At 70.7% G+C, this 11,436-nt stretch carries 13 protein-coding genes; 6 read left to right on the forward strand and 7 right to left on the reverse strand.

The window, feature by feature from the left end:
* The 5 genes from OO014_RS17370 to OO014_RS17390 form a co-directional block, all read right to left on the reverse strand.
* On the reverse strand, positions 1-945 hold a 945-nt coding region (locus tag OO014_RS17370; RefSeq protein ID WP_272463582.1), incomplete at its 3' end, for a hypothetical protein.
* 147 nt (positions 946-1,092) lie between these two features.
* Positions 1,093-1,548, reverse strand: coding sequence for a hypothetical protein (locus OO014_RS17375; protein ID WP_272463583.1), 456 nt, complete (start codon positions 1,546-1,548; stop codon positions 1,093-1,095).
* Between the two features lie 106 nt (positions 1,549-1,654).
* On the reverse strand, positions 1,655-2,107 hold the full coding sequence (locus tag OO014_RS17380) for a GlcG/HbpS family heme-binding protein (protein WP_272463584.1): 453 nt from the start codon (positions 2,105-2,107) through the stop codon (positions 1,655-1,657).
* A gap of 2 nt (positions 2,108-2,109) precedes the next feature.
* A complete protein-coding gene (locus OO014_RS17385; RefSeq protein ID WP_272463585.1) occupies positions 2,110-3,027 on the reverse strand; it encodes a catechol 2,3-dioxygenase in 918 nt (305 codons plus the stop codon).
* A gap of 2 nt (positions 3,028-3,029) precedes the next feature.
* Positions 3,030-3,398, reverse strand: a complete 369-nt coding sequence (locus tag OO014_RS17390; protein WP_272463586.1) for a 2Fe-2S iron-sulfur cluster-binding protein — start codon at positions 3,396-3,398, stop codon at positions 3,030-3,032.
* Between the two features lie 348 nt (positions 3,399-3,746).
* Between OO014_RS17390 and OO014_RS17395 the strand changes: the two genes are divergently transcribed.
* Positions 3,747-4,997 carry an NAD(P)/FAD-dependent oxidoreductase gene (locus OO014_RS17395; protein WP_272463587.1) on the forward strand — a complete coding sequence of 417 codons (1,251 nt, stop codon included), beginning with the start codon at positions 3,747-3,749 and terminating at the stop codon, positions 4,995-4,997.
* 80 nt (positions 4,998-5,077) lie between these two features.
* Here the strand turns inward: OO014_RS17395 and OO014_RS17400 are convergent, their stop codons facing one another.
* Positions 5,078-5,515: a hypothetical protein gene (locus OO014_RS17400; RefSeq protein WP_272463588.1), complete on the reverse strand. Its 438-nt coding sequence runs from the start codon at positions 5,513-5,515 to the stop codon at positions 5,078-5,080.
* A 209-nt stretch (positions 5,516-5,724) separates the two neighbouring features.
* Between OO014_RS17400 and OO014_RS17405 the strand changes: the two genes are divergently transcribed.
* From OO014_RS17405 to OO014_RS17425, 5 genes are all read left to right on the forward strand, one after another.
* Positions 5,725-6,294, forward strand: coding sequence for a hemerythrin domain-containing protein (locus OO014_RS17405; protein ID WP_272463589.1), 570 nt, complete (start codon positions 5,725-5,727; stop codon positions 6,292-6,294).
* A 72-nt stretch (positions 6,295-6,366) separates the two neighbouring features.
* Entirely contained in the window at positions 6,367-8,046 is a 1,680-nt protein-coding gene (locus OO014_RS17410) for an ABC1 kinase family protein (protein ID WP_272463590.1), read from the forward strand.
* Between the two features lie 34 nt (positions 8,047-8,080).
* The gene (locus tag OO014_RS17415) at positions 8,081-8,938 is read left to right on the forward strand and encodes a bifunctional methylenetetrahydrofolate dehydrogenase/methenyltetrahydrofolate cyclohydrolase (protein ID WP_272463591.1); all 858 of its coding nucleotides are present in this window, start codon (positions 8,081-8,083) and stop codon (positions 8,936-8,938) included.
* On the forward strand, positions 8,922-9,203 hold the full coding sequence (locus tag OO014_RS17420; RefSeq protein ID WP_272463592.1) for a DUF3017 domain-containing protein: 282 nt from the start codon (positions 8,922-8,924) through the stop codon (positions 9,201-9,203). The genes OO014_RS17415 and OO014_RS17420 overlap by 17 nt, the downstream gene beginning before the upstream one ends.
* 166 nt (positions 9,204-9,369) lie before the next feature.
* A complete protein-coding gene (locus tag OO014_RS17425) occupies positions 9,370-10,032 on the forward strand; it encodes a nucleoside/nucleotide kinase family protein (RefSeq protein ID WP_420485527.1) in 663 nt (220 codons plus the stop codon).
* Positions 10,033-10,144: 112 nt separating this feature from the next.
* Here the strand turns inward: OO014_RS17425 and OO014_RS17430 are convergent, their stop codons facing one another.
* The gene (locus OO014_RS17430; protein WP_272463594.1) at positions 10,145-11,125 is read right to left on the reverse strand and encodes a malate dehydrogenase; all 981 of its coding nucleotides are present in this window, start codon (positions 11,123-11,125) and stop codon (positions 10,145-10,147) included.
* Between the last annotated feature and the right edge of the window lie 311 nt (positions 11,126-11,436).

Below are 11,436 nucleotides of genomic sequence, written 5' to 3' on the forward strand. Positions count from 1 at the left end.
GACGGCGCCGGCCCCGACGAGAGCGTCGGCGCGGGCGGCGAGGGGACGCAGCGCGGCCACGGCCCGGTCGACCGCGCCGGTGACGGTGCTGGTGAGGATCTCGGCGTTGGCGGCCCCGAGCTCGGGGTCGGACGTCCACGTCTTGTAGAGGGCGTCGAGCCAGCGGCGCTGGTCCTTGAACCACTCGGTCAGGTGCTGGGCCGCGAGGCTGTAGGCGGGGGCGCCGCCGGTGATGGCCGCGTCGTCGAGGTGCGCGAAGAGCACCCGGAAGAGCAGCTGGTCGGTGACGTCGAGGGCGATGAGCGCGAGCGCCCAGTCCTGCTCGACGATGGTCTCCTCGACGAGCTTGCGCAGGCCCTGGAGGGCCTCGTCCTCGAGCCAGGACTGCTTGGCGTCCTCGAGCAGGCCCGCCGTGCCGCCGTCGAGGGCGATCCCGAGCCGGCTGATCAGCTGGGCGTTGCCGATCCGGTCGAACGCGGCGTAGGCGGCGCACTGGGTGATCGTCGTGCCGAAGCCGAAGCGGGCCGCGGCAGTCGAGATCAGCTGCGCGCCCGACTCGTAGTGGCGCAGCGGGATGACGAGCTGCGCGACGAGGTCCTTCCACGCATCCGGGAGGCGCTCGAGCAGGCCACGGCTCTCCAGGTAGGTGAGCGTCGACCCGAAGGCGTCCGACATGGCGGCGCGCGAGGTGACGTAGGGCGCGTAGTAGTACTGCCGCGGGTCGGTGAAGGAGTACGGGTCGGTCAGGCGCAGGACGCTGAAGGACTCGTCGTAGATCTCCTTCGTCGGGTCCCAGAGCGGTCGGTAGTGGAGGTTCTCCCTCGCCTGGATGTCGAACGACCCCTCCTCGTAGCGGGAGGCGGGGCGGTCCCCGAACCTCGCGACGAGGTGGTCGAAGGTCTTGCGCTGCGGCTCGATGACCTGGGTGCGCAGTTCGTACTGCATGCTCGGCCCTCCTTTGGGCGTGTGCGGGCGTGCGGCTGTGCTCGGAAGCGGGCGCGTTCGGATGGGGATCGCCCGCAAGGGGCGTCCCGGACGGGGCGCGGTCAGTCAGGTGAGACGACTCAGGTGGGACGGGTCAGGTGGGACGCGTCAGGCGGCGGGGTGCCGCGTGAGGCCGGACTCGACGAGGAGCCGGACGAGCAGGTCGGGCAGGGCGTCCGGTCCGTCGAGCTCCTGGGGGACCTCGGACTCGAAGCCGTCGCCGACCAGGCGGGCGTAGGCGGTGCCGTCCACGAAGGTCGTGGAGACCCGGACGGCGCGGCCGCGGTAGGTGACGTTGAAGGCGAGCTCGCTGGGGAGCGTCTCGTCGTAGAGGGCGAGGTGGTCGTCGCCGGCCCCGCCGATGATGGTGCCGGCCGAGGAGAGCACGGCGTTGGCCTCGCAGAGCAGCTGCTCGGCCAGGGAGCGGATGGCCACGTGGCGGTCCGCGCCGGTGCCAGTCGCGATGCGCTGGCTGATTCGGGTCAGGGGCATCGGGGCGACGGGCTCGACGTCGGCGTCACGCGCCCCGACGAGCTCGGCGACCTGGAGCATGAACGGCGTCATTGCCGGTCCTCTCTCAGTGGGGGGTGTCCCGCAACACGCCCGGAAGTGTCGAACGGACCCCTGCTGCAGCACTGGTGAGCTGCTGGGCGCCGGGCGTGTTGCGGGGTCAGGCTGGGTGGGTCACGGCGGCGGCGCCGGCCTCGGCGATCTCACGGTCCTGCTCGGCCGACCCGCCGGAGACCCCGACGGCGCCGACGAGCACTCCGTCGACCCGCACCGGGACCCCGCCGCCGAAGACGACCAGGCGCTCGCGGTGGACGATCCCCTCCCGAAGGGCCGGCTCGTCCTTGATCAGGTCGAAGAACTCGTGCGTGGCGATCCCGTTGAAGGCGGACACCGTCCATGCCTTGTCCTGCGCGATCCCGGAGGAGAGCAGCGGAGCCCCGTCCATCCGGGCGAAGGCCAGGAGCGCCCCTGAGGGGTCGGTCACCGCCACGTTGACGGGGACTCCCAGCTCGGCCGCCCGCTCGAGGGCGGCGTCGACGGCAGCGCGCCCTGCGGCATACGTCATCGTCTGAGTCGTGCGCACGAACGTCGCGCGCGCTGCCGTCGTCGTCATGATCAGGTGCTGACCGTGGTGAAGCGCTCGTTGATCTCGCGGGCGTGGTAGAAGATGCCCTTGGCGATCTGGTCGGGCGTCCACTTGACGGTCGGCCGGTCCGGGTAGGCGAGGTAGCCGCCGGCGAAGACCTCGTTGCGGTTGCCCGCCGGGTCGAAGAAGTAGATCGTCTGGCCGCGGGTGATGCCGTGACGGGTCGGGCCGATGTCGATCGGCACGTCGTCCATCGTGAAGAGGTCACCGGCGTGGCCGACCTCGGCCCAGTCCTGCAGCTTGAAGGCCACGTGGTGCAGCTTGGACTGCGGGCCCTCGAGGACGGCGATCTGGTGGATCTGGTTGTTGCTCGTCATCCACGTCGCGATGTAGTGCGCGTCGTCGTCGTTGAGGTCCGTCTGCACGCGCTCGGTGGCGTAGAAGCCGAACACCTCGGTGAGCATGTTCTCCATCGTGCGCACGTCCTCGGCGAGGATCAGCGAGTGGTCGAGGCCGGGCACGCCGACGCCGACGAGGTGACGGGGGAACGCCTCCGGGTTGTGCGTGCCGACCTCGGTGCCGATGAGGGTCTGCGAGTGGTAGACCTCGAAGACGTGGTCCGACGGGGTCGTGAAGCGGATGCCGTCGCTGACCTCGGCGTTCTCACCGGCGGACATGCGCTCCATCGTCAGGCCGAACTGCTGGCCCTTCTTCTCGATCTCGTCGATGTCCTCGGGCTTCTCGACCTTGAAGCCGTACTTGACGACGCCGACGCCGCCCTCCTCGAGCACGAGCGAGTGGTGGTCCCACTCGTCCCAGCCCTTGAAGAAGACCTTGCCGTCCTCGGAATGGGTCTCATAGAGACCCAGCGTGTTGGCGTAGTGGTGCTTGGCCTCGGCCAGGTCGGTGACCCGGACGTGCGCGTAGCCCATCCTCAAGATTCCCACTGCTACTCCTTCGTGGTGGTTGATGCCAGGGCTTCGGCGCGGAGCCGGGCCTTTTCGTTGATCTGGCGCAGGAACGGGTTGACGAGACGCAGGCAGCTGTCGCGCATCTCGATGGTGACGTCCGAGTCCGGGACCGCCCGGCAGCTCAGACAGGTGCCGTCCGTGCGCTCCTGCTCGGAGATCACGGAGTCGGCCACGGGGTGGTCGTAGGAGAACTCGCCGTCGAGGACGTCCACCTTGCAGATGGCGCAGCCACCGCGACGGCAACCGATCGTGTAGGCGTAGCCCGCCTTGTAGAGGCCACCGAGCACCGTCTCGCCCGGCTCGAGGTAGACGACCTCGCCCGTCGGGTGGATGGTCAGGTTCGGCACCGGCGCTCCTTTGCGTACTTCCTGCGGTCACCTCGGTGTGCCGCCGCTATGAGAGTCGCTGCTTACCGGCGGGTCCGGCAGAGACGTTCCTCATCCCGGAACAGCTCCCTTCCCCGTGCCGTATGCCGCTGGGCTCGCTCCGCGCCCCGGGTCGCCTGGGTTGCCCGGGGTGCCCGGGGCCGACCCGCTGGCGGCACCGGGCGCGGCCAGCCACTACGGCACTGCTCACTCTGGCTGAGCAGTGCCGTAGTCGGCAGATTCGGGAGGGATCCGTCGTCGCCCAGCGTGCACGCGCGGATGGCCGTCCGCCTCTCGACCGGGGCAGGGGGCCTGGGGGAGAGTGGGCTCATGAGCACCAGTGACCCCATCGTCATCGTCGGGGGCGGTCTCGCGGCCGCCAGGGCCATCGAGGCCATCCGGGAGAGCGACCAGGACGTCCCGGTCGTTCTCGTCGGCAAGGAGAACCGGCTGCCCTACGACCGGCCGCCCCTGTCCAAGGGCGTCATGCTCGGCAACGACCCGGAGGAATCGGCGTTCTCCCATCCACGGGAGTGGTACGACGACAACCACGTCGAGCTTCGCCTCGGGGTGGCCGCCGACCGGCTCGACCCGGCCACCCGCACCCTGACGCTGTCGGACGGCAGCCAGCTCGCCTACGGCTCCCTGCTCCTCGCCACGGGCTCGGGCCTGCGCAAGCTCGACGTCCCGGGCACCGATCTGGCGGACGTCTTCTACCTGCGCTCCATGACCGACTCGGCGAAGATCCGCGCGCGGCTGGTCCCGGGCAGCGATGTCGTCATCATCGGCGCGGGCTGGATCGGCCTCGAGGTCGCGGCTGCCGCCCGGCACCACGGCGCCGAGGTCACCATCGTCGAGCCGCAGTCGGCGCCGCTGCTCGGTGTCGTCGGCGAGCAGGTCGGCTCGTGGTTCGCGGACCTGCACCGGTCCCACGGCGTGACGCTGCGCCTCGGTGAGGGAGTGGAACGGCTCGAGGGCGAGGACGGGCGGGTCACCACGGTCGTGACCAGCAGCGGCGAGCGGCTCCCGGCGGACACCGTCGTCATTGGGGTCGGGATCCGGCCCAACACGCGGCTCGCCGAGGACGCCGGCCTCGAGGTCGACAACGGGATCGTCGTCGACGAGGCGCTGCGCACCTCGGCCGACGGGGTATTCGCGGCCGGTGACGTCGCCAACTGGTTCAACCCCACCCTGGGCACGCACGTGCGCGTCGAGCACTGGGCCAACGCCCACGACGGTGGCTACGCGGCCGGCCAGTCGATCGTCGGCAAGGAGGTGCACTACGGGCCGGTGCCGTTCTTCTACTCCGACCAGTACGACATCGGCCTCGAGTACGCCGGCTACGTCCCGCGAGGCACCGACACCGAGGTGGTCTTCCGGGGGGACCCCGCGAGCAATGAGTTCATGACCTTCTGGGTCGTGCCCGAGGGCGACGGCGTCCGGGTCCTCGCCGGCATGCACGTCAATGTCTGGGACACCATGGACGCCGTCCAGGAGCTGGTCCGCAACCGGACGGTCGTCGACCGGGAACGGCTGGCGGACAAGGAGATTCCCCTCGACCAGCTCGATTCAGTCAGCTGACGCCGAAGGGGCTCAGGATCCGATGGGATCCCGAGCCCCCTCGGCGCCTCGGCGCCTCGCAGGGGCGGCGATGGTGTCGGTCAGGCGCCGCCGGAGCACGACTCGAGGCCGGCGAAGACCGCCCCGCCGAGCGCGTTGAAGTCCTCGTCCGTGAGGTACTCGAACGGGTCGGGCGCCGTCCCCTTGTAGTAGAAGGCGCCGGCTCCCACGGTCGCGCGCGACTGGATCAGCGGCTCCTGCGTCAGGCCCTTCTCGGCCATCCAGTCCGCCACGGCGTCGTCCACGACGTAGCCGCAGGCCTCGATGAGCGCGGGGTCCTGAAGCAGGAACATCTTGCCCAGGTCACTCAGCGAGACCCAGGGCGTCTGGCTGGTCGCCAGGTGCTCGTAGGCCGCCTGGCGCCATTCGTCCTTGTAGCAGTGGTGGGCCGAGGCGATGCCGGTGCCGGCCAACGTGAAGGCCGCCGTTGTCGCGGCGACCGTCCCGGTGCGACGCAACACGCGTCCCAGTGCACCCATGTCCGTGTCCTCCCCTTGACGTGTCGGCCACGGTGGTGTGACCGACATCACTCACGCAGAGGTCGGTGAGTGGTCGTAGATACGCCGCGCCACCTGGGTTGCCGGGGGCGGCCTCGTGAGAGGGGTCTCATCCCGGTTATCCTGAGAGGCTCCGGGGTAGGGGAGGCCGACAGCGAGACGCCTCGCCTGTGTGCCTTGAAGGGGGTCCGATGGAGGTCCGCGTCGCCACCCTGACCGAGCTGCGTGCCCAGCTCCATGCCGAGCACGACCACCTCTGGCGCCTGCTGTCGGCGGTGCGTCATGCCCAGGGCGAGGACCGCAGCACCGAGTTGACGACGCTGTTGCGCTACCTGGCCGTCCACGAGGCGGCAGAGGAGGTGGCCCTGCACAACGCGTGGGTCTCCGACGCGACCCGCGAACGGCTCGACGAGGAGCGCGAGATCGCCGAAGTCGTGGAGCGTCTGGTCCGCCTGAGCGCGGCGGACGTGGGACAGCCGGAGTCGGACCCGGTGCTGACAGTGACCGACGACGAGTTCCTCGTGACGCTCGACCAGCTCGAGCGGAGCCTGCGGGACCACTCGGACGCGGAGGAGCACGAGGAGCTGCCCGTCCTCGCCGCCGAGCTGAGCCCCCAGCACCTCGGTGACATGCTCCGGGTCCTGCTCATGGTCCGCGAGATGGCCGGCGGCGTCGCCTCACCCGTGGGCGGCGAGTCGTTCGCCGCGATGCGGCTCGCGGCCCAGCGCGAGTTCCGGGCGGCGCTCAACCAGCTCCGCTGACTCCGGCAGGAGCGGGCCGTCGGTCGCGTGTGGAAGCGAGCTCAGCGGCATACGAGAGAGTACGGTCCGAGCATGGAGGCTGGTCACCGGAAGCGGTATGCGGACCTCGTCCGGCTCATCGTGCGGCACGGACGCAGGGACCTGCTCGCGGGAGTGCAGACGGACGAGTTCCTCGTCGAGGAGGGCGAGGCGTTCGACCTCGACGCCGGGCCGGACGGCAGCGGGCCCGAGCGGCTCGCGGCCGACCTGGAGCAGATGGGCCCGACGTTCATCAAGCTGGGCCAGCTGCTGTCGACGCGCGTCGACCTGCTGCCGGCCGCCTACACCGAGGCGCTGGCCCGCCTGCAGGACGACGTCGAGCCGTTCCCGGCCGAGGAGGTCAGGACGATCGTCGAGGAGGAGCTGGGTGCTCCGATCCGCAGCCTGTTCAGCGAGTTCGACGACGCGCCGCTCGCGGCAGCCTCGCTCGCACAGGTCCATCGGGCCACGACCCGCAACGGGCGGCAGGTCGTCGTCAAGGTCCAACGGCCCGGTGTCCGCGAGGCGGTGCGAGGGGACATGGAGGTGCTCGGGTCCATCGCCGGCAAGGTCGACCGGCACACGGAGGTGGGCCGGCGCTACGGCATCGACAACCTCCTGTCGCACTTCCGGCGGTCGCTGGCGGGGGAGCTGGACTACCGGCAGGAGGCGCAGCACCTCGTGCGGTTCGGCGAGCTGACCGCCGACTACCCGCACCTCCTGGTGCCTCAGCCGATCAGCGAGCTGTCGACGTCCCGGGTGCTGACGATGGACTTCGTGGCCGGGCGTCCGGTGACGACGGTCGGGCCGTTCGGGCTGCTCGACGTCGACAGCCGGCCACTCGTCGAGGAGCTGTTCTCCGCCTACCTGCGGATGATCCTCGTCGACGGCACGCTCCACGCCGACCCGCACCCGGGCAACGTGCTGCTGACCGAGGACGGGCGGCTCGCGCTCATCGACTTCGGGATGGTGGCAGCCGTGCCGCGCCGCGTGCGCGACCAGATCGTCAAGCTGCTTCTCGCCCTGAGCGAGGGCGACGGCGAGGAGGCGGCGCTCGTCCTCGCGGAGATGGGCCACCCACTGGCCGGCTACGACGCGGCGAAGTTCCGCGACGACGTGTCGCACCTCGTGTCGACCGCCGTGACGATGGGCAGCGAGGTCGACGCCGGCACGGTGCTCGTCGAGCTGAGCCGCCTGTCCGGGCAGCACGGGCTGCGGCCACCCGCCGAGATGGCGATGATCGGCAAGACCCTGCTCAACCTCGACCAGGTGACCCAGCACCTCGACCCCTCCTTCGTCCCCTCGGAGGCGATCCGCGACAACATCGAGGAGCTGCTCCGCGGCGGGCTCTCCGTGTCACTGTCCGGGGCCATCTCGTCGGCGATCGAGGCGAAGAACTTCGCCGCCCAGCTCCCGAGACGGGCCAACCGGATCATGGACGCGCTCTCCGACGGTGAGCTCGCGTTCCGCGTCAAGACCATCGACGAGGTGCGTCTCGTGTCGGTCCTGCAGCACCTGGCCAACCGGTTGACGATGGGCATCGTCCTCGCCGCCATCGTCGTCGGAGCCGCCCTGATGATGCAGGTCCCGACCTCGAGCCGGATCCTCGGTTACCCCGCGATCGCCATGGTCTTCTTCATCGTCGCGGCCATCGCCGGAGCCGTTCTCGTCGGCTCGATCCTCATCACGGACCGGCGTGAGGCGAGGGCTGCCCGGCGAGCCAGGGAGCAGTGAACGGCCGCCTGGGGGGCGTGGCAGGATGTCGATCGTGACGGCACAGATCCTCGACGGCAAGAGCACCCTCGTATCGATCAAGTCCGAGCTGAAGGAGCGTGTCGCAGCGCTCCGCGAGCAGGGGGTGGTGCCCGGTCTGGGCACGGTGCTGGTCGGTGACGACCCGGGCAGCCACTGGTATGTCAACGCCAAGCACCGCGACTGCGCCGAGATCGGCATCACGAGCCTCCGCCGGGACCTGCCGGCCACGGCGACGCAGGCCGAGGTCGAGGCCGTCATCGACGAGCTCAACGCCGACCCCTCCTGCACCGGCTTCCTCGTGCAGCAGCCCACCGGCCTCGACGAGATGGCCCTGCTGTCCCGGGTCGCGCCGGAGAAGGACGTCGACGGGCTCCACCCGACCAACCTCGGCTGGCTCGTCCTCGGCCGCAAGGCGCCGCTGCCCTGCACGCCGATGGGCTGCATCGAGCTGCTGCGCCGCTACGACGTGCCGATCGCCGGGGCCAAGGTCGTCGTCGTCGGTCGTGGCCTCACCGTCGGCCGACCGCTGGGGCTCATCCTCACGCGCAAGTCCGAGAACGCCACGGTCACCCTCTGCCACACCGGCACCAAGGACCTCGCCGCCGAGGTCCGCCAGGCTGACATCGTCATCGCTGCAGCCGGCGTGCCCGACATCATCACCGGCGACATGGTCAAGCCGGGCGCTGCCGTCCTCGACGTCGGCGTGAGCCGCGTCGACGGCAAGATCGCCGGAGACGTCGCCGCCGACGTCGCCGAGGTCGCCGGCTGGGTCAGCCCCAACCCGGGCGGAGTCGGCCCGATGACCCGCGCCCTGCTCCTGACCAACATCGTGCAGGCGGCCGAGGCGCAGGCCAGTGCAGTGGCGAGGTAGCGGCTTCGTCGTCCTCGGCTGGTGGTACGTCGTCGCCGTCGTCGGGGCGGTGGGCGTCCTGATGATGGCCTTCGGCGACGTGCGGTGGGGCGGCCGGATCATGGCCGGCGGCCTCTTCTTCGGTGCCCTCGTCCGGCTGGTGGCCCGGCCGGACCGCAAGGCCGGCGGGTTGAACGCCCGGTCGCGGGCGATCGACGTGCTGCTGCTCGTCGGCCTGGCCATCGGCGTGCTGCTCGCGTCGGCGACGGTGCGGCTCGACATCTGACGGCACCGCAGATCGGGCCACGGTCCGATACGTGGTGGGCTTTTGGTGGGATCCCCACCACGGATCGCGCCAGGGTCCGATACGTGGTGGGCCCCCGGGGCCCGTCCAGCGACCGGTCTCGGGCGCGGCCCTCGGCTCTCGACTCTGCACCGGCGCCACCGGCAGGATGGCGGCTGTGGCCCTCGACGAGCTGGTGAACGCTGCGACAGCCCTCGTCGGCGAGCGGCGCCGGGCGGTCCTCGGCATCGCCGGCGCGCCCGGTGCGGGCAAGACGACTCTTGCCGAGGCCGTGGTCGCCGGGGTTGCCGAAGTGCGGGGCGAGGACTGGGTGGCCCACGTGCCGATGGACGGGTTTCACCTGGCCGACGTCCAGCTCGACCGGCTGGGGGCCCGCGGCCGCAAGGGAGCGCCCGACACGTTCGACGCCGAGGGCTACGCGCACCTGTTGAGGCGCGTCGTCGACGATCCGGATGCGTGGATCTATGCGCCGGGGTTCGAGCGGACTCTCGAGCAGCCGATCGCCGCGGCGATGGTGGTGCCTCCCTCAGCGCGCCTCGTCGTCACCGAGGGGAACTACCTGCTCCTGCCCGAGCCCCACTGGGAGCGGGCCCGCCGCGCCACGACCGAGGTCTGGTTTGTCAGCGGCGACGAGGACCTGCGTCGGTCTCGGCTGATCGACCGTCACGTCACGTTCGGCAAGGAGCGGCAGGCTGCCACCCGGTGGGTCGCTGAGAGCGACGAGCTGAACGCGGCGCTCGTCGCGTCCTCGGCCGCCCGTGCCGACCGGGTCGTCGTCAACTCGCCTCGGGGCTGGCACTTCCGGGCGTGAGCCAGCCACGCGCGCAGGCCAGGCGGCAGCGGGAGCGAGCCCAGCGGCATACGGCGAAGGGCGCCGGCCACCACACCGGTGACCGACGCCCTTCGACGGGACTGCGGGAGCCTCAGATGAGGCCCAGCTCCTTGACCTGGTCGCGCTCGGACTCGAGCCGCGCGACCGACGCGGCGATCCGCTCACGGGAGAAGTCGTTGAGCTCGATGCCCTGGACGATCTCGTACTGGCCGTCCTTCACGACGCACGGGAACGACGACACGATGCCCTCGGTCACGCCGTAGGAGCCGTCGGACGGGACCGACATCGACACCCAGTCGTCCGTGCCCTTGACCCAGTCGCGCATGTGGTCGATCGTCGCGTTGGCCGCGGACGCCGCCGACGACAGGCCGCGGGCCGCGATGATCGCGCCGCCGCGCTTGGCGACCGTCGGGATGTACTCCTCGGTGATCCACGTCTGCTCGACGAGGTCCGCCGCGACCTTGCCACCGACCTTGGTGTTGTAGAGGTCGGGATACATCGAGTCGTCGTGGTTGCCCCAGATCGCCAGGTTGGTGATCTCGGTGACGCTGACGCCGAGCTTCTTGGCGAGCTGCGTCTTGGCGCGGTTGTGGTCGAGGCGCGTCAGGGCGTTGAAGCGCTCGCGGGGGATGTCAGGCGCGTTGGACATCGCGATGAGCGCGTTGGTGTTGGCCGGGTTGCCGGTGACGAGGACCTTGATGTCGTCGGCGGCGTGGTCGTTGAGCGCCTTGCCCTGGCCGGTGAAGATCTTGCCGTTCGCGGCGAGCAGGTCGGCGCGGTCCATGCCCTCCTTGCGCGGCATGGCGCCGACGAGCATGGCGAGGTTGGTGCCGTTGAAGATGGCGTTGGGGTCGTCACCGATCTCGACGCCGGCGAGGGTCGGGAACGCGCAGTCGTCGAGCTCCATGACGACGCCCTCGAGGGCCTTCAGGGCCGGCGTGATCTCGAGGAGACGCAGCTCGACGGGGGTGTCCGGGCCGAGGAGGGCACCGCTGGCGATGCGGAAGAGGAGGCTGTAGCCGATCTGGCCTGCGGCGCCGGTGACGGCGACTTTCACGGGGGTTGTGCTCACGGGTGGCCCTTCACATCGGTGTGGCTGTGGACACTCGAAACTACCAGCCGGGCGGCGAGCCCCCGCACGCGCGGGCGGGCTGGGTGACGTGGGTCACGCCCCCGTCCCGAAGGATGATTCCGTATGCCGCTGGGCTCGCTTCCCGACGCCCGCTCGGTCGGGTCGGTGGCCGCCATTTGGGGGCCGGGGTCCGCGTCTGGCGGGCGGGGTGGGTGGTTCTCCGCCATTTGGGGACCAGGGTCCGCGTCTGGCGGGCCGGGCGGGCGGGTTCTCCGCCATTTGGGGACCAGGGTCCGCATCTGGCGGGCCGG

The organism is Intrasporangium calvum, from assembly GCF_028446585.1.
GTDB classification, from domain to species: domain Bacteria; phylum Actinomycetota; class Actinomycetes; order Actinomycetales; family Dermatophilaceae; genus Intrasporangium; species Intrasporangium calvum_A.